Genomic DNA, 18346 nt, shown 5'->3' with positions numbered 1-18346 from the left:
CGCCATACGGCGCAGATACACTGTGATACAAACTTGCAGAAAACTGAGTTAACGCTCATCCGTAACGGCATCCCCCTCCGGCGGGAAAAGCGCTGCCGCAATGGCGTGGTAGAGGTGCCAGTCGGGAATTAAACCGCGCTGGCCATAGCGTTCCAGATCCGTCAGGTGAACATGCAGGGCCTCTTTGACGTCCAGAAACTCGGCGGAAACCAGTTGCGCTTTGGCCAGAGAATAAAACTCATCAATGTTATTCAGGCCTGCGACGCAGGCAATCAGGATCCGGCTGAGGATTTGATAAGGCTCGGTGACCTGCTCGGGAAGCGTCTGATAAGCCTCGGAGAACTGGCGCAAATTACAGAGCGCCAGCGCCAGGCTCATATTCTGGCGCTCATCGCGCTGGAGCGGGGTTAATAAAGCGGCAACGTGCCGGAAATAGTCCTCACCACTCAGCCCGTTAGCCTCCGCCAGCTCACCGGTCAGATTACACAGCAAAAACGAGTCCGGAAACCGCGCCACCAGGCCCGATGCGAGGGCAAACCCTTTGGGAAAATCCTGCGCCTGGGGTTGATACAAAAAGGAGTACACCAGCTGCAGGGCCTGCGATTCGCTGCCCCACGGATTGGCTAACGCCCGCAACGCCAGCTCGCGACCTGTTTGCCAGTCGCCGCTTTTAAAACAGCAGGCGATCACGCTGTCGATGGCGCTGTTCCAGTGCTCTTCAAATTTTAAAAGCGGTGCAAAGGTCCGGGCGGCAATCTGACAGCCCTGTTCGGAGCCACTGAGGGTCAATGTCGCCCCTGTGATATAGAGCGCTAATTCCCGATCGCTCATCCGGGCAACATTCTCGCTAAAGGCGCGGCCTGCCGCCTCCCATCCCTCCTGCAACAGCAGACAGTGCAGCCAGGGATAGAGCACGCCGTTGGCGTCGATGTCGTCGATGGTGATCTGGCGAAACAGCGTTAACGCCCGGGCATAGTCATGAGCAACAATCGCGATCAGCCCCAGCACGGCAAAGGCAGGCGGATAGGGTTCGGCCGGGTCGATCAGCGCCTGAAGCTCGGCTTCCGCACCCTCGATGTTATCCGCCGACCATAAGCAGAGCGCCGCCTCCACTAAGGCCGGCTTTTTATAGTCGGTCAGCGTCGCGGCGTGCAGGAAGCAGCGACGCGCCTCTTCTGGCTGTCCGGCCTCTCTTTTCAGCGTTCCGCTATAAAACCAGGCGTTATCATCCTCGGGAAAGGCGCTGATCCACGCCCCGACGCAGCGTTCTGCCTGGGCAAAATCCTGCTCGCGGCTGAATAAGAACAGAAACTCCGCGGTAAAATGTTCTTTCGATGCGCCCCAGGCGGTTTTCGCTTTCTCCAGCAGGCGGCGGATCATCTGGCTGGAGTAACATTCCCGGTCGAAGGTGAGCAGCCTATAAAACTGCGTTCTCTCCCTCTCCGCCAGCAAAGCTTTGTGTTTGCCGGACGGATGTTTAGCAGCACTACTCACCTCACCCGCTAACGCACTATCGACCAGCCTTTGCAGCTTGCGGTAGTTGCCGCCGAGATCGACCTCGTCGTTAAAGGCGGCAAAGGGCAGGATAAAGTCCCGCTCATTGCCGTTTAACAGGCGCAGCCACTCGGTACGAATTTTTTGATAGCTGGTGGGGTTCTCAGCGGAGACGTCGAGCAGCGCGGCGGTGCCGCGATCGTTGATTTGCGCCAGCCAGTTGTCCGGAAAGCCGTATTGCACCCAGTGCTGGGTTAAGGCGGCGATCGCAGGCTGCCACCAGATATCGTTGTCCGTAGAGGTGATCAGCAGGACATCAATATCGGGCTGGTGGGCCGCCGTAATCTCACCCAGTCTGGCATGGGCGATTAACCATGCCGCCCGGCGCAAACGGGAGGTGAACTCGTCAGGACTGACACTTTGCGTCAGTTCCGCGCTCAGCGCCCGAATTATTTCGACATCCCGGGTATGGACCAGCTGCAAAAAGAGGCGCAGCAGACGAAGTTTCTCTGCGGTGGCGGCTTGCGAAGCTGCACCGTGCGAGGCAAAACGAAAACGGTCCCGGGCAGTAGTCAGCCATTCCCCCACCTTATGGGTGATATTTTCCAGGCCGACGGGCGAATGGGCCAGCAACTGCTGCAACATGTCGCGGTTGCTGACGGCCAGCGCATCGGGATCCGGCTCCACGCGCAGCAGGGGTTGATAAGGCTCCATATTCTCCATCCCATACGCGCGATCGGCTGAAGCCTGGTCGGCAAAAATAATCTCACTAATGCCTTTGCGCGCAATCAGCTGGGGGATGATGAGATTGCACAGCGCAGGCAATGGCCGACAGAGGCTAAGATCGAAGGCGGCGGCGGGCGTCCAGGGAAAATTGGCCTGCACAAAGACCAGATCGGTGCCTGCCACGTCCATCACCACCACCCGGTTTTGCGTATTGTCCCGGGTGGCCAGTATCCGCAGGGCAGCGTTGTGTTCGGCCTCGGTGCCAAAACTGGCCGGTGTCTGACCGTCGCCCTGCTCCACAACGCGCAGCACATTCAGGTGCCCGTGATGATGTCTGGTGCAGCCGATTACCGTGGCGTAGAGATCCTGCCCGGCAACAATCATCGCACTCAGCGGCCCGATGGCATCGAGCAGGTTAATCCAGGAAGAGAGTTGTAGTTCGGCGATGGCGGCGAGAGCCTGATGAGGCGCGGATAGCGCGAGGGCCGCATTGCCATAGAGTTCAATGGCGCCCCCCGGTATGCTGCTGGCAGTAGACAACCCGGTCCGACGCGGATGGCCAAAGTTCGGGAAAATGGCTCGACAAATACTCATCGATCATCTCCGGTTGCAGATAATCGGACATACCCCCCCCTCCGTCAGTTCACGTCGCCCCCGCTACGGCGCATGTCAGGCTGCTGTTCAGGAGTGGGGTGAATGATAGCTTTCTGAAAGGTTCAAATTATAGCAGCCGTGCAGGGGCGAATGACCAGGAAATAAGAATGATTTGCATCAGCGGGACGCGGCTGATGCTCTTCACGCTTACGTCAGCTGGTAATACTTGTCCGGCAGTTTGCGCGCCGGAATTTCCGGCTCATCGTTCATCTGCAGCAAATCAATTTCCATCGCATTGCAGATGGCATCCAGCGGCAAATCGTTATTCTCGGTGCCGAACGGCTCTTCGAGCTCCTCGGCCAGGGTATCCAGCGAAATAAAGGTGTAGGAGATCAGCACCGACACGAACGGCGTCATGTAGTGCAGGTCGCTGACCAGCGCGAACGGCAGCATGATGCAGAACAGATAGACGGTGCGGTGCAGGATCAGGGTGTAGGCAAAAGGCACCGGAGTATTGGCGATGCGCTCGCAGCCGGCCAGCACGGTCGACATATCATTCAGACGAATGTTCAGGCTGTGGAACAGGATATCCGACAGCTCCCCTTTCCGGCGTCTGACCGCCAGCCATTCCCCCCATGATCAGCAGGATGCGGTTAGCTGGCGAACTGGAGTCCATCGCCACGCGCAGGTTTTCCTCGGAAAGATACTTCGACAGCTGGTCGGCCTGCGGCTGTCGGCGCAGGGTCATGCGCAGACAGTGGGCAAAGGCAATCTGCAGGCGAACAAACTCACCCAGCGCCGGATCGTCCGGCAGCGTGTTTTTCACTTCGCGGAACAGCGATCGCGAGGCAATCATCAGCTGGCCCCACAGCTGGCGCGCTTCGACATAGCGCGCGTAGCAGGCGTTGTTGCGGAACCCGAGGAAGATCGCGATGGCGACCCCGAGAATGCTGAACGGCGCCACCGTCAGCCTGATGCCCAGCGAGGTGTACCAGGGCAACATAATGATCACAACGATAGAGAGCAAAAAGTTTAGAAACAGGCGGGAAAAGATTTTGGTCAGCACGGAGCCGTGCCAGACAAAAATCAGACGCAACCAGTGCTGTTGAGGTCGAACAATCATAGTCAGCTTCATCGGAAAAAAGAGCGGTGACTATTAAACGTGATCGTCGTCACGGTTGCAAGTATGTTAAAAAATGATGACGTTTTTGCGAGGCTTAGAGCAGACCGCACCGGGGTTGAGGTGTGGAGTAACAGGAAGAGGTAAAAGTATGTTGTAACTAATATGGAGAAGAAGAAGCAAAGTTATCTGCGGTATGCTCCCCCTCACCCCAACCCTCTCCCTCAAGGGAGAGGGAGTCAGTTCTGTAGGCCGGGTAAGCGCAGCGCCACCCGGCAAAATTTAAAGGATTAACACAGCGGTTTAACCGCTTCGCGCATGCCTTTATGCAAAATCGCATCCAGATCCTGCGCAACCTGCTCTACCAGACCATTGACCTGCGTCAGGTCCTGCTCCCAGTGTTCGCTGACGCTCAGTACCGCCGTCACCAGTTCACGGGTGGTGATCTGCTGGTCATGATGCTGGGTCCACAGCTGCTGGAAGCGGGAGATCCAGTGCGCATCGTCCTGCACCGGGTAGCTTTCGCCGTTACGCTCCGCGCGGTAGAAGGCAATCAGCGCCGCCAGGGCAAACGTCAGACGCGCCGGGAGTTTACCGCTGGCCTGCTGCCCTGCCAGAAGCTGCGGCAGAATGCGGGTGCGGTATTTGGTCATGCCGTTGAGAGCAATCGACAGCAGCTGATGCTTGATGTACGGGTTACGGAAGCGGCCCGTCACCGCGCTGGCGAAGGAGGCCAGCTCATCACGCGGCAGATCCAGCACCGGAATAATCTCTTCATGAATGGCTTTTTCAACAAACGCACAGATTTCCGTGTCGTTCATCGCTTCACCCACGGTATCCAGCCCGGCCTGGAAGGCCACCGGCACCAGGGCGGTATGCGCCCCGTTGAGGATCGCCACCTTGCGCTCTTTGTACGGCTTGATGTCATCAACAATCAGCACGTTCAGCGCCAGCTTGTCGAGACGCAGCTCCTGCGCCAGGGATTTCGGCCCCTGGATCACAAACAGGTAGAAGTGTTCGGCGGTATCGAGGAAGGCATCGTGATAGCCGAGAGAGGCTTCGAGCTGCGCCACTTCATCACGTGGATAACCGGTCACGATACGGTCAACCAGGGTCGAGCAGAAGCTGTTGGCATCGTTCAGCCACTGGGTAAAGGCCGCTGGCAGCGCCCACTCCTCGGCATAACGCAGCACCAGTTCGCGCAGGGCATCGCCGTTATAGTCGATCAGTTCGCAGGGGACGATCACCCAACCTTTATCGGCGGCGCCGTTGAAATGGCTGAAGCGCTCGAACAGCAGACGCGTCAGTTTCGCCGGATAGCTGACCGCAGGCGCATCCTCGAACTTATCCCCGGCGTGATAGCTGATCCCCGCTTCCGTGGTGTTAGAGAAGACAAAGCGCATCTCCGGGTTGTGAGCCAGTTTCAGGAATTCATCGTACTGGTCGTAGACGCTGATTTCGCGGTTAACGGAACGGATCAGGCGTGCGTCGCTGACCGCTTCGCCCTGCTCGTTCAGGCCACGGATAATGGTGGTGTAGAGGCCGTCCTGAGTGCTCAGTGAAGGCGGGAAATCGCTTTTGATCGGGCGGACAATCGCAATACCGGCGTTCAGGTCGGTATGTTCATTGAGCAGGTCGATCTGCCAGTCAATAAACGCGCGCAGGAAGTTGCCCTCACCAAACTGGATGATACGTTCAGGATAGAGAGCACCGGGGAAATCACGACGGTTCAGTGTGTTCACAATGGGGTCCTTGTAATGATTAGTCATACAGCCTGATAAGATTGGTACGATAACTTATCAAAACTTAACGACCACGAACCCCTGTTTTGATCAAATACGGTGTGAATTGTGACAGGATTTATAAGAATTTGTAGAACACAGAGGTGCCCGTCATCTTACCGTCCGGCATCAGGGCATAGCGCGGGATCTCCCCCACTTTCTGCCAGCCCGCCCGCTGATAAAAGGTCTCCGCTCCGCTGCCGGTTGCCGTGTCCAGCACCAGCACCGTTTTACCCTGGTCCCGGGCCACGCTTTCCAGGGCCTGCATTAATCGCCCGGCATCACCGCAGCGGCGTGCGTTCTGGTGAACCAGCAGTTTGGCGACATCCGCACGGTGCGGCTGGTTGTCGGGCTGATCGACGATCAGCTGCACGGTGCCGGTGAGTTGGCCCTCCGCATTGATCGACACCAGTACGGTACGCTCCCCGCGCCCGACGCTGTCGGCCACGCCGCGCCAGAACGCGCTGGCCTGCTCGTGGCTGTAAGGCAGCATAAAGCTCACCGACGCGCCGCCGGTAACGCAGCTGTGCAGGATGTCAGCTAACTGAGGAAGGTGGGCGAGGATCTCGTCGCGGGAAAAGATCTGAATAGCCGGTGATGTCATCATTATTCTCCTTTTTATCAACGGCATCACCATGCGCTTTACATTTTCTTAACACAAGAGTCTCTGACAGAGGATTTTCTTATCTCAGCATCCGGTACCGCGCTGCTGTTTCATGGAGTACATCATCCGATCGGCGGTTTTCAGCCAGCTCTCCAGATCGTCGCGATCGTGGTTAAACTCGATGACGCCCCAAGAGAATGAAAGCGCCCAGGGGAATTCGGCATGCTCATTCCACACCGCAGCCTGTTCGGTGAGATACTGCATGGCGATCCAAGCCCCCTTCTCGTCGCTGTTGGCAAACAGGATCGCGAACTCATCCCCGCCGTAACGCGCCAGTACATCGGCTTCCCGAAAGGTAGAACTCAGCAGCCCGGCCATCGCCTTCAGAGCGTTGTCGCCATCGGCGCGACCAAAACGGGCGTTAATCTGCTTAAAGCGATCGAGATCCAGCCAGGCGAGGGTCAGCGGCTCTGCCCGACGGCGCGCGGCACCAATGGCGTAGGTGGCAAGATGGTGAAAGCCACGGCGGTTATACAGCCCGGTCAGATCGTCGATGATGGTAGCGCAGGTCGCGGCGAACTCCACCTCCACCAGCGCCGCCAGATCGGCCAGCGCTTCGACATCAGCAGGGGAAAACTGCCGCGGCTGATGGTCGATGATGCACAGCGACCCCACCGTGGCGCCATTAGGTAGACGCAGTGGATGACCGGCATAAAACCGCACCGGATTGTCGTCGGTCGCCAGCGGATTATCGGCAAAACGGGCATCGTCTAAGGTGTCAGGCACCACCAGCGGCGTCTCGTTGAGCACGGTATGGCCGCAAAAAGAGAGATTCCGCGGCAGGTTGGTGGCGTCAGCGCCATCCGCGGATTTGACCACCACAACATGCTCATCAACAAGATTGATCATCGCGACCGGCACCGCAAACAGGCGCTTTGCCAGTCGGGTCAGTCGGTCATAGGTCGGGTGATTTTCGATCTCCAGCAGCCCGGATTCGCGCAAGGCGCTAAGACGCGCCGTTTCATTCTTGGGTAAAGCGGGGGGATTTCATACAGGCTCCGGACGTCAGGCTTTTTAAAAGCTTAGCGCATTCTGAGGCCGGTCAATGGGCGAATATCCGATTTTTACCTTCGCGTTTCGCCTGATAGAGCGCGATGTCGGCTGCCTGTAACCAGTCTGTGACATTTCCCATCTCCCGGGTGGCGATGGCGATACCGATACTCATCGTACAATGGACAGCTTCTTCCGCCACGTCGTCGATCACCGCGGCGGCATCCATAATCCGGCTGGCGACCCTGTGCGCTTCGTCGAGCGTGGTGTCAGGCAGCAGGATCACGAACTCGTCGCCGCCCAGCCGCGCCGGAGTATCACTCTGTCGGGTGGCAATATGCAATATTTGTGACACTGTCACTAAAAGCATATCCCCCACCTTATGGCCGAAGCGATCGTTAACCTCTTTGAAGTTGTCGATATCGATAAACATCAGCGCCGATTCGCGGCAGGTCTGCCGCAGCTTATGCAGTTCATTATCGATTCGCTTCTCCAGCAGACGCCGGTTGGCAATATCGAGCAGCGGATCCATCATCGCAATGCGTTCCAGCTCGCGCGATTTGAAGCGCAGCCGCATGGCGATACTGTTGGTGAGCACGCTCAATGCCACGGTATAGATCCCGATCAGCGGCAGCGTGGCGTACAGGGTGCGCTGCGACACCCAGGGGATCAGCGCCATCCCCTGCGTCAGCCAGCTGGCCATAAACACCGCCAGCATCACCGCACCGGCTTTTTTCATTAACGGGAATCCGCCGGCCGCCAGCCGGTCGGCCATTAAGATAGTGGCAATGGCGACAGAGGGCAGCGGGTTCGCCGCCATCATGGCGATCCAGAAACCACCTGCCCCGGCGTCCAGCACCAGGTTTTGATGTTCTGTTGTCAGGGGCGTGGCGGAGCGACGCGCGCGCCAGAAGGCCAGCGTCGGCCAGATAAAGGCGTTGATCCCCAGCAGACCCATAAGCCAGGGTGAACGTTGGTGTTCCACCAGGACAGAGAGAATGGGAATAAAGCAGAGAAATGTTCCAAGCACTCGCATCAGAAACGTGCGTTTGATAAACCGACTGCCAGGCACGCGAGGGGGGTTTACTGAGTCTGTCAGTTCCGTTCATCACACGAATTTTCCGATATAATCACCCCATTATATTATTGACGGATAAAATACGTATCAAGGCATTTATCAGTTTTGTGAATATATGGTGATGGCCCTCTCGCCGGGCAGGCAAACGATTACAGCTGTTCCGATGGCGCAGCCTTTTGGACGGCAGTCGTTATCTCTGTCATTCGCGCGCTGGTGCGATTTCGGCCTGCTTTTTTCGAGCGATACAGATAATCATCCGCTTCGCTCATCAGGCGGTTAAAAATCTCCGTCAGCTTCCACGGATCCGATTTTCCACTGCCCAGCCCAATACTGACGGTCAAAAACAGCGCCTGCTCACGCCAGCTGAACGGATATTGTTCAATCGTGGCGCGGATACGTTCTGCCAGGGCGTAACCCTGTTGCGCCGACGTCGTGTTTACCACTACGGCAAACTCCTCGCCGCCCATCCGCGCCACCAGCCCTTCGCTCCCTACCGTCTCCTGTACTTTGCGGGCAAAAGCCGCCAGCACGGTATCGCCACACTCATGACCGAAGTTGTCATTGATGCTTTTGAAATAGTCGATATCCAGCAACATCACGGTCAGCAGCGGGCTTTTACGCGTTCCCTCCTCGCGCTTCAGCGCCTCATACAGCCCGGAACGGGAGTAAACCTGGGTTAAAAAGTCATAATCGGCGCGCAGGGAGACCTGGCGGATCAGCGAGTTGATCGCCGCCATGCTGACCGACACCATCACCGGGCAGACGGCCATGGTGGCTATCCCCAGACGGGCGGAGAACATCATTGGGGTGGTGAGCGGCGTGGTCGCCACGATGGTGATAATCGAGTTGCCGACCAGGGTGATCTCCACCGTTCCGGTGACAAAGGTCAACAGACAGGTGGCCGGCAGCGAATAGCGGACCGCGCATCAGATCAGCGCCGGCATCGGAAACGCCAGCGCTCCGGCCCCGCCGATCGCGACTGAGGCCACGACAGAGATAATCAGTAACACCACCGGCATCAAATGGCTGACACGTATGGCCCGGTTAAAGGTGGGCCAGGTAATGGTCAGCAGGCAGGGAACGATTAACACCCCGGTAGAAAACTGTTCGCTAAACCAGTCGGCGACCAGCGGCCAGAAGGCGCGACTGTCCACCCCGCCGGACACCGTCGCCCCGAGCAGGGCGCACAGCAGCGCGGCCAGCAGACAGTAGTTAAACAGCCGCAGGGCATTCACCGGATCCGGGGTGCGGTTTTTCAGCCGCCTGTCGCGCTGGACCAGCAGAGCAACGGTGACAATAAACACCATATTCGAGAGGTTAATCCCCAGCGAGGAGATGCCCCAGTTGGTGGTGATGGCGTCATAGGCCAGCATGGCGTCATAGGCCAGCATGGCGATATACGAAATCGCGTAATAGTGCAGTCGGTTCAGGTAAGCGTAACGGGCAAATACCCCCGCCATCACACCGTTTAGCGGCCAGAACATCGACAGCGACTCCACCAGACGTAGCTGCGCGCCAATAAAATAGAACAGCGTGGTCAGGACAACGATTCCCGCCATATTACGCAAGGGGCTTTGCGGCTGAAAAAGCGCGAATGTTCTGGTGGAGGCAGAAGACATGCAATATCAATCCATAGAGTTGCTTTTAACAATGATTTATTACCCGCGCGGGTAAATGTTAAAAGTTTGGCAACAATATATATCACACTGGGGGGGGTAACGATCACCACTCAGTAAAAGGGGTAAACCGGTTGTGCCGTCAGATCCACGGCACAGGTTCCGGTTAATAGACCGAGCGGCCCAGCTTCTGGGTCAGACGTTCCAGCACCGCGACGCCCGCCAGGGAGTTCCCCGTCTCGTCCAGCTCCGGGCTCCAGACCGCAATCGCCATCTCGTGCGGGACAATCGCCACCACCCCGCCGCCAACACCGGATTTGGCAGGCAGCCCCACCCGCCAGGCGAACTCACCGGCGTTCTGATACATGCCGCTGGTTGCCATCAGGGCATTCACCTGCCGGGCCTGCATCGAGGTGACCACGGGCTCAGAGAGATGCGGCGCATAGCCCTGCGCGGCCAGAAACAGAAAGGTGTCAGCCAGTTCGACACAGTTCATCTTCAGCGCGCAGTAGTGGAAGTAGTTTTGCAGGACCGTCGACACATCATTATGGAAATTGCCGAACGACTTCATCAGCCAGGCGATCGCCGCATTGCGCGCCGAGTGTTCGAATTCCGATCGGGCCACCGCGGTATCGTAGGCAATATCGCTGACTCCGGAGAGCTGACGCACAATCTCCAGCATCCGCTGACGGGGCGCGCTGAGGCGGCTTTGCAGCATATCGCACACCACCAGCGCCCCGGCGTTGATAAACGGATTGCGCGGTTTGCCCTGCTCGATCTCCAGCTGCAGGAGGGAGTTGAACGGCTGGCCGGAGGGATCTTTCCCCACACGCTGCCAAATCTCGTCCTCGTCATACTGGCGCATGGCCGCTACCAGGCTCAGAACTTTTGAGATCGACTGAATGGAAAAACGCTCGGTGGCATCCCCGGCCTGGAAGCGCTGGCCGTCCACGGTGCGGATGGCGATCCCGAGCTTGTTGCCGTTGACCGAGGCCAGCGCCGGGATGTAATCGGCCACCTTGCCCTGACCCAGTAAAGGACGTACTTGCGCCAGAATGGCTTCCAGCATCTGATTGTTGATGTTCGCAGCCATCGGTTGCTCCTTGCTCACAGGCCAAAAACGGCCTGCGAGTATAACAGAGGCTTATGGATGACGTCAGGCAGGAAGTCGGAACCGCGATACCGCCTGTAATAAAAGGCCGGATTCATCGTGCAGCCGCCGGGAGGCTACGGAGGCGGTATTCACCAGTTCATCGGTCTGGTGCGCGACCTGGTTCAGGGCCTGCAGCTGGCCGGTCATGCGATGAATGCTGTCCCCCTGGCTGAGAGTGGCAACGGAGATCTCATTCAGTAAGCTGCAGAGATTGCCCACCAGACCGATCACCTGCTGCAGGTTATCTTCCAGCCGGGTGACCGCTTTCGAGCCATCTTCGATACCCTGCAGCGAGTGGTTAATCAGCTGCTGAATGGTTTGCGTCGAGTGGCTGCTTTTGCGCGCCAGCAGGCCCACTTCCCGCGCCACCACCGCAAAACCGCGCCCCTGATTTCCGGCATGCGCCGCTTCGATGGCCGCATTCAGCGCCAGAATATTGGTCTGAAACGCCACGTTATCGATGATCGCCACAATGCCGCGCATCTCGGCAGATCGCTCCACGATGGCCGCCATCGAGGCGTTCACCGTCTCCATCATGCGATCCCCGCCCGCCGCCATCTCCCGCGCCTCGTCCGCCCGCGAGCTTGCCAGCCTGGCGTAGCCGCTGTTGCCCTCGACGTGGGTCTCCAGGTCAGCAATGTGCGCGGTGACCTCTTTCAGCTCCTGCGCCTGACGCGCCGACTGGTGATACAGTTTCTGATTCCCCTCCGCCAGCGACCCGATATTGGTCACCATCGAGGTGGTCGCCTCGCTGACCTCGGTCACCAGCTGCTGCAGCCCCTGCTGCAGGGTATCGACGCTGTCGCCAAGCTGTGCAATCTCGCGGTTGAAACGCTTCACGCCCGGCGGCGGCGAGGAGAGATCCCCCGCCGCCAGCAGATTGATATGGGCGATAAGGCGACGCAGCGGCACGATCACCCAGCGCGACATCGCAAACCACACCACTATCGCGATCGCCAGCAGAACCACCGGGGCCAGTAGGAACAGGGATTGCAGGCTGGAGAGACTGGCGGTCAGCAGCTGGCGCCCCTCTGCGGCGCGCTGGACGCTGGCCTGCTGATAGCGGGCGTAGTTATCGTTGAAGTCCGCCTGGAATGCCTGGGCGGGTACGGCGAAGAAGGCGTCAATCGACTGGCTGTTGACCAGCCCGTCCGCCTGTTCACGGATGGCATCGAAGAACAGCTGATAGCTGGTGAGCAGCGCCTCATCCCGCGGCGGCTGCATCGCCTGCCACGCCTGCCAGGCCTGCTGAGAATCCCGTAATGCCTGCTGCGCCTCGTCCATCAGGCTGTGCCAGCTCCCGTCCGAACCGGTCTCTTTATCCTGCATAAAGTAAACGCCCGCGCGGTTGAGCAGATCGCTCGCCGCCAGCAGCGAGATCCGGGCCTGATCGACCTTCGCCTGTTGCAGGTACGCCATCTGGTTACGCTGTTCATTGCGCTGGGCATCACGCAGCGAGACGGAAAGTAAAACCGAAGAAGAGATTTGCAGGGCGGAAAAGAGCCCGATAATGCAGAAGATCCCCGCCAGCAAACCAAACTGCCGGGGAGTAATGCGGCGAAAAATTTTGGTTAAGTTCATAATTGTATTCATTAACAATGCCTTAGACGTGGGCGAGTCTACGCAGTGAAAATGACAGAACTATTTCAGGGAGATGAAAAGGGGCAGGAGGAACTGGTCTCGTTAATCCCCTTCAGGATATTAATGATTTAATTCGAGTAATAATCGGGTATTAATATACAACTTCTCACGCCCAACGTTCATTTCCTCAAGCACACCGATCTTAACCAGTTGCTTGAGATATGATGACGCCGTTTGTCGTTTTGCCACGCCAGACTCGACGAGATTTTCAATCCGGCAATAGGGTTGTGCAAAGAGTGCCCGCACCAGTTCATGAGTGTAAATTTTAGGTAACTCCTTACGCACGAACCCAGTGGTTTCCGCCATCAGCGCCCTCACGACTGCGATCTTCTTCGTTGTCCATATCGCCGTATTCTCTACCGCTTCGAGCATAAAGAGGATCCATGACTGCCAATCCCCATTCGCAGTCACGCTACGCAATAAGGTGTAGTAATCGTTACGCCTTTCCAGAATGAAACGAGACAAATAGAGAATCGGTAATGACAATAATCCCGTCTGGATCAAATACAGGATATTCAGGATCCGTCCCGTTCGTCCGTTACCGTCGGGAAAAGGGTGGATGCATTCAAACTGATAATGGGAGATTGCCATTTTGATCAGCGGATCGATATCATCCTCTGCATGAAGAAAGCGCTCCCAGTTAGCCAGAAGATCACGGATAGTTGTTTCGCCAACCGGCGGGGTGTAGACCACATCCTTATACTGGTCACGCAAAACTGTACCCGGTGTCTTACGAATATCGGTCTGCACGGCTCGCAACGCGGTACAAATTTTTATCGCGGTATTGGTACATAAAGGGTAGTCGTTGAGATGAAGATACCCATTGTGTAACGCGGTGCGATAGCGTAGCGCTTCTTTTGTGGCGGGATCGGCATTTTCAGCACGGTCAACGAACTGAAAAAGCTGATCGCTGGTGGTCACAATATTCTCAATACGGGAAGAGTCCTTTGCTTCCAGCATTGGAAGGATATTTATCAACAAACTTTGATCAGGTATCAACTCACCCGCGGTTTTTAGCTCTGCAATCGCTGCGCGCGCACTGATACAGGCTTTAAGTACTTTGCGTGTTTCAATGCTATCCAGATCGGGGGGGGAGCGCGGGAAGTTCGTTATAGGGTACAGCAGGATCCCAGCTCATATGTTTAAAAAACCCATTTTTATCGACATATAGTCATTTTATGTCGATGGCATAAACATGTCACGCACATATGTTTAAAAAAATGCATTTTGTCGACATATGTCGCAAACATGTCGAAGCTGTAATTATTTTTATTCAAGGTTTCTATCTGGCAGCGCTGAACAATCCTGGGTAATGATTATTGAGCTACGAAATGTGCGCTTTACAGGGTTATCCATAAGATTGCAAAGCTTTAACTTAACCAGGTCGACTATTTGAAATATTACAGATAGTAAAATATATATTTACACTACCGCTTAGGACGCTGTGATTTCAGTAGTGCTTTTCCATACTGTTCGAGTGGGATATTATACATTCTCTTTATAGAGAAATATGAAGATAACATCCAAAGTAGATATAACCCTAATGATGGATAAAACATTCACCCCATCAATAAATAAGAGTTTATCATCAGTCTCCAATGGTTACAAAGGCTGGAGTTCTGATGGGGAAAACTTCGTAATCTACTCGGTAATTTTATCGAATTTAAATGAGGCTAAGTATGGAACCTGGATACAGCAATTTCAATTATGTTCGCAACAAAGATAAGCTGTTGGCTAATCTTATAAGTATAATTGATGGTGTTATAAGTGACGGAAATATTAATAAAAAAGAAATTCTTTATCTTGATACATGGCTTATGGAAGCCGACTTACTAAGCCGCAATTATTGTGTGCGGGCAATACGTAACAGGGCTAAGGATATTCTCTCGGGCGGTGTGGTAACGGATACTGAACTAAAATTTTTTAAAGCTGATCTTCTCAAAATCCAAAAGCAACTGATTGATATCCCTGATCTGGACCTCTATTCCGAGGAAGCAGACCGCCACCTTCTTGAAGGACTGTGCAAAGGAATGCTTGCGGATCATCATTTGGTCGATGATGAAATTAGATATCTCAATTGGTGGCTAAGCAGTAACGGTACGTTAAAGAATAATTACCCTGGTAAAGAACTGTACAAGCTTGTTTCCCAAGTGCTGAAAGATGGAGTTATCACTCCTGAAGAGCGTGAATCACTTAAAGAAGGACTCATTGCTTATACGGGGTGTGATTTAGCGACAGGAACAGTGGATGGCATGTCTACCCGATTACCTATAGATGTTATTAATTCGTTAGATTTGACGGATTCAATTGTATGTCTCACGGGTGACTTTCTGTATGGCAAAAGAAGTAAATGCAAAGCCGATATTGAAGCGGCAGGCGCAATAGTATGTAACAGTGTTACAATGAAAATCAATTATCTTATTGTTGGTACATTAAGTTCTAAAGACTGGATGTATCAGAGCCATGGAAGGAAGATAGAAAAGGCAGTCGAGTATAGAGACAACAAAAATATTCCACTAAAAATTATCAGTGAAGAGCAATGGCAAAGATTCATGGTTTAGCTGTTATAACCCTCACATCATAAGCTCCTGATGACTTGAGGGTTAATGTGCGCCCATAGAGGCGCGAACTAAATCAAACCCGGTCTTTCCACACCGTCTGCACATTGCAGAACTCATGCAGGCCAAAGTGCGACAGCTCCCGGCCAAAGCCGCTTTTCTTCACCCCGCCGAAGGCCACGCGTGCATCGCTGGCGCTGTAGCCGTTGATAAACACCCCGCCGCACTCAAGCTGGCGAGCAAAGCGATCCGCCGTGGCGGTATCGGCGGTAAACACCGTCGCAGAGAGGCCGAAGTCACTGTCGTTAGCCAAGGTCAGGGCATGGTCGGCATCGGTTGCCACCGTGATGGCCGCCACCGGGCCAAACAGCTCCTGACGGAACGCGGTCATGTTCGGGGTCACATTACCCAACACGGTCGGCGCATAATAGTTCCCTTCCCCCGCCACCTTCTCGCCGCCCAGCAGCAGCGTCGCTCCTTCGGCCAGCGTGGCCTGCACCTGCCGATCCAGCTCGTCGCGCAGATCGAAACGCGCCATCGGGCCGAGATAGTTCTCTTCTGCGTCCGGCGCGCCCATTTTCAGGGCCGCGGTAGCCTCGACAAACCGACGGCTGAATTCGTCGGCAATCCCCGCTTCGACAATAAAGCGTTTGGCCGCGGCACAAACCTGTCCGGTGTTCTGATAGCGTCCGGTTACCGCCGCTTTCACCGCCAGATCCAGATCGGCGTCATTCAGGACGATAAAGGGATCCGAGCCCCCCAGCTCCAGCACGCATTTTTTCAGCGCGGCTCCAGCCTGAGCACCAATCGCCGCCCCGGCGCGCAGGCTGCCGGTAACGGTCACCGCCGCAATGCGCGGATCGGCAATCATCTGGCTTACCCCGTCGTTGGTGGCATTCAACTGACTAAACACAGCCTGCGGGAATCCGGCGTCGTTGAAGATCGCTTGAATCAGATTCGCGGCACCCAGCACGTTCGGGGCATGTTTCAGCAGATAGCTGTTGCCCGCGAGGATAATCGGCACCGCGCCGCGCAGCACCTGCCACAGGGGGAAGTTCCACGGCATCACCGCCAGCACCGGGCCCAGCGGACGATACTCGATCACCGCGTCCGCTACCTGGGTCGCCTCGGTAGAGAGCATGGCCGGGCCGTGGTCGGCATACCAGTCGCACAGACCGGCGGATTTCGCCACCTCTCCGCGCGCCTGGGCGATGGGCTTGCCCATCTCGCGAGTAATCATCTGAGCCATCTCTTCGCCACGGTTGCGCAGCGCGGCGCCCAGGTCACGTAGTTTTTGCGCACGCGTCGCCACCGGCACGCTGCGCCACTGGCGAAATGCAGCATCGGTCCGGGCGAGAGCATGTTCAACCTCGATGTCGGTTGCCCACGGCCAGACGGCCAGGGTTTCGCCGTTTGCCGGGTTAATGGATAAAGCGTGGGTGACAGAAGGTGTAGTCATGATCGGCTCCGTGTAATAACAGTTGCTACAGTGTGGCGTACTCTGCTATTTCTTAAAAATGAATAATAGTGACCACCTTATTCACGATACGAGAATGACATGGATCTGACCCAGCTGGAAATGTTTAACGCCGTCGCCCAGACCGGCAGCATCACCCAGGCCGCGCAGAAGGTGCACCGCGTGCCCTCCAACCTCACCACCCGCATCAAACAGCTGGAGGCCGACCTCGGCGTGGAGCTGTTTATCCGCGAGAACCAGCGGCTGCGCCTCTCCCCGGCGGGACACAACTTTTTGCGCTACAGCCGGCAGATCCTTGCTCTGGTGGATGAAGCCCGGATGGTGGTGGCCGGCGATGAACCCCAGGGGCTGTTTACCCTCGGGTCGCTGGAGAGCACGGCGGCGGTGCGCATCCCGGCCTCGCTGGCGCAGTTTAACCAGCGCTATCCGCGCATTCAGTTTGCACTCGCAACTGGCCCTTCGGGTACGATGATCGATGGCGTGCTGGAGGGGACGTTAAGCGCAGCCTTTGTCGACGGGCCCTTAACTCACCCGGAGCTGGAGGGGATGCCGGTCTACCGGGAGGAGATGATGCTGGTAGTGCCGGCCGGGCAGCCGAAGGTGGATCGGGCGCTGGCCATCAGCGGACGCGATATCTACGCTTTTCGCGCCAACTGCTCCTATCGCCGCCATTTCGAAAGCTGGTTTCATGCGGATCGTGCCACGCCGGGGCGCATTCATGAGATGGAGTCTTACCACGGCATGCTGGCCTGCGTGATCGCCGGGGCCGGGATTGCGCTGATGCCGCGCTCGATGCTGGAAAGCATGCCCGGCCATCAGCAGGTAGAAGCCTGGCCGCTGGCAGAGAACTGGCGCTGGCTCACCACCTGGCTGGTGTGGCGCCGGGGGGGCAATGACCCGCCAGCTCGAAGCCTTTATAGCACTGCTAAACGAAGGTCAGCCACCAGCACCTTCTCCATAAACAGGCTCAGGGGATCGGGCGCATACGGCGGAAAGGCTTCGCACCGCTGATACCCGCAGCGCTCATACAGATGAATGGCCGGCAATTGCTTGATGCCGGTCTCGAGGCGCAACGTATGACAGCTGCGGCTCAACGCTTCATCTTCCAGCGCCGCCAGCAGTTTTTCACCCAGCCGCTGCCCGCGATGGGTCGGATCGATATAGACCCGCTTCATCTCCCCGCTGCCGTCGCCGTTCAGCACGATGGCCCCGCAGCCGACGGCGTTGAGCTGGCGATCGCGGATCACCATCATGATCAGGCTGTGATCGGGCAGCCCGGTCAGATCCAGCAGATGGTTGCTTTCCGCCGGATAGAGCGTGCTCTGGTAACTGTCGAGGTCGGCAATCAGGTTAGTGATAGCCGGATGGGCGGGCGATTCTGAGGTAATGGAATACATGGCAGGCTCCTTTTATCGTTTTTCTCCACCTTAACGCCGCGTGCCGGGCGAACAGGC

Annotated in this window: 10 protein-coding genes and 4 pseudogenes; 2 read left to right on the top strand and 12 right to left on the bottom strand. The window is 56.4% G+C overall.

Features of this window, described 5'->3' with window-relative positions:
• Positions 1-48: 48 nt before the first annotated feature.
• The 10 genes and pseudogenes from AAHB66_RS11035 to AAHB66_RS10990 form a co-directional block, all read right to left on the bottom strand.
• The gene (locus AAHB66_RS11035) at positions 49-2814 is read right to left on the bottom strand and encodes a hypothetical protein (RefSeq protein ID WP_347116266.1); all 2766 of its coding nucleotides are present in this window, start codon (positions 2812-2814) and stop codon (positions 49-51) included.
• Between the two features lie 207 nt (positions 2815-3021).
• Positions 3022-3937 (bottom strand): annotated as a pseudogene (locus AAHB66_RS11030) (bestrophin family protein).
• Positions 3938-4224: 287 nt separating this feature from the next.
• The gene (locus AAHB66_RS11025) at positions 4225-5676 is read right to left on the bottom strand and encodes a tagaturonate reductase (RefSeq protein ID WP_347116265.1); all 1452 of its coding nucleotides are present in this window, start codon (positions 5674-5676) and stop codon (positions 4225-4227) included.
• Positions 5677-5794: 118 nt separating this feature from the next.
• Positions 5795-6322 carry a GNAT family N-acetyltransferase gene (locus AAHB66_RS11020; protein WP_347116263.1) on the bottom strand — a complete coding sequence of 176 codons (528 nt, stop codon included), beginning with the start codon at positions 6320-6322 and terminating at the stop codon, positions 5795-5797.
• 81 nt (positions 6323-6403) lie between these two features.
• Positions 6404-7321, bottom strand: coding sequence for a sensor domain-containing diguanylate cyclase (locus AAHB66_RS11015; RefSeq protein WP_347116262.1), 918 nt, complete (start codon positions 7319-7321; stop codon positions 6404-6406).
• A 100-nt stretch (positions 7322-7421) separates the two neighbouring features.
• Positions 7422-8405, bottom strand: a complete 984-nt coding sequence (locus AAHB66_RS11010; RefSeq protein ID WP_347116261.1) for a diguanylate cyclase — start codon at positions 8403-8405, stop codon at positions 7422-7424.
• A 191-nt stretch (positions 8406-8596) separates the two neighbouring features.
• Positions 8597-10006 (bottom strand): annotated as a pseudogene (locus AAHB66_RS11005) (diguanylate cyclase).
• Positions 10007-10229: 223 nt separating this feature from the next.
• Positions 10230-11156 (bottom strand): glutaminase B, encoded by a 927-nt coding sequence (gene glsB, locus AAHB66_RS11000; protein ID WP_347116260.1) that lies wholly within the window; start codon positions 11154-11156, stop codon positions 10230-10232.
• 63 nt (positions 11157-11219) lie between these two features.
• Complete coding sequence (locus AAHB66_RS10995; RefSeq protein ID WP_347116456.1) at positions 11220-12797, bottom strand: methyl-accepting chemotaxis protein; 1578 nt, start codon at positions 12795-12797, stop codon at positions 11220-11222.
• 120 nt (positions 12798-12917) lie between these two features.
• Positions 12918-13995: pseudogene (locus tag AAHB66_RS10990) on the bottom strand (Fic family protein).
• A 541-nt stretch (positions 13996-14536) separates the two neighbouring features.
• On the opposite strand from AAHB66_RS10990, the gene AAHB66_RS10985 reads away from it, so the two are divergent.
• Positions 14537-15418: a BRCT domain-containing protein gene (locus tag AAHB66_RS10985; RefSeq protein WP_347116259.1), complete on the top strand. Its 882-nt coding sequence runs from the start codon at positions 14537-14539 to the stop codon at positions 15416-15418.
• Between the two features lie 73 nt (positions 15419-15491).
• Here the strand turns inward: AAHB66_RS10985 and sad are convergent, their stop codons facing one another.
• A complete protein-coding gene (gene sad / locus AAHB66_RS10980; RefSeq protein ID WP_347116258.1) occupies positions 15492-16874 on the bottom strand; it encodes a succinate-semialdehyde dehydrogenase in 1383 nt (460 codons plus the stop codon).
• A 99-nt stretch (positions 16875-16973) separates the two neighbouring features.
• Between sad and AAHB66_RS10975 the strand changes: the two are divergent.
• Positions 16974-17853 (top strand): annotated as a pseudogene (locus AAHB66_RS10975) (LysR substrate-binding domain-containing protein).
• Here AAHB66_RS10975 and AAHB66_RS10970 read toward each other — a convergent pair.
• On the bottom strand, positions 17807-18289 hold the full coding sequence (locus AAHB66_RS10970; protein WP_347116257.1) for a GNAT family N-acetyltransferase: 483 nt from the start codon (positions 18287-18289) through the stop codon (positions 17807-17809). The pseudogene AAHB66_RS10975 and the gene AAHB66_RS10970 sit on opposite strands and share 47 nt — an antisense overlap.
• Between the last annotated feature and the right edge of the window lie 57 nt (positions 18290-18346).

It is taken from the genome of Leclercia sp. S52, assembly GCF_039727615.1.
GTDB classification, from domain to species: Bacteria; Pseudomonadota; Gammaproteobacteria; order Enterobacterales; family Enterobacteriaceae; genus Enterobacter; species Enterobacter adecarboxylatus_B.
This window is presented reverse-complemented; position numbering and strand designations above follow the sequence as displayed.

What these genes read in the sequence shown, in the direction of transcription:
- AAHB66_RS10995 (WP_347116456.1), bottom strand. Translation starts at nt 12,797, where the DNA reads ATGAACTTAACCAAAATTTTTCGCCGCATTACTCCCCGGCAGTTTGGT.
- AAHB66_RS11035 (WP_347116266.1), bottom strand. Translation starts at nt 2,814, where the DNA reads ATGAGTATTTGTCGAGCCATTTTCCCGAACTTTGGCCATCCGCGTCGG.
- AAHB66_RS10985 (WP_347116259.1), top strand. Translation starts at nt 14,537, where the DNA reads ATGGAACCTGGATACAGCAATTTCAATTATGTTCGCAACAAAGATAAG.
- AAHB66_RS11020 (WP_347116263.1), bottom strand. Translation starts at nt 6,322, where the DNA reads ATGATGACATCACCGGCTATTCAGATCTTTTCCCGCGACGAGATCCTC.
- glsB (WP_347116260.1), bottom strand. Translation starts at nt 11,156, where the DNA reads ATGGCTGCGAACATCAACAATCAGATGCTGGAAGCCATTCTGGCGCAA.
- AAHB66_RS10970 (WP_347116257.1), bottom strand. Translation starts at nt 18,289, where the DNA reads ATGTATTCCATTACCTCAGAATCGCCCGCCCATCCGGCTATCACTAAC.
- sad (WP_347116258.1), bottom strand. Translation starts at nt 16,874, where the DNA reads ATGACTACACCTTCTGTCACCCACGCTTTATCCATTAACCCGGCAAAC.
- AAHB66_RS11010 (WP_347116261.1), bottom strand. Translation starts at nt 8,405, where the DNA reads ATGCGAGTGCTTGGAACATTTCTCTGCTTTATTCCCATTCTCTCTGTC.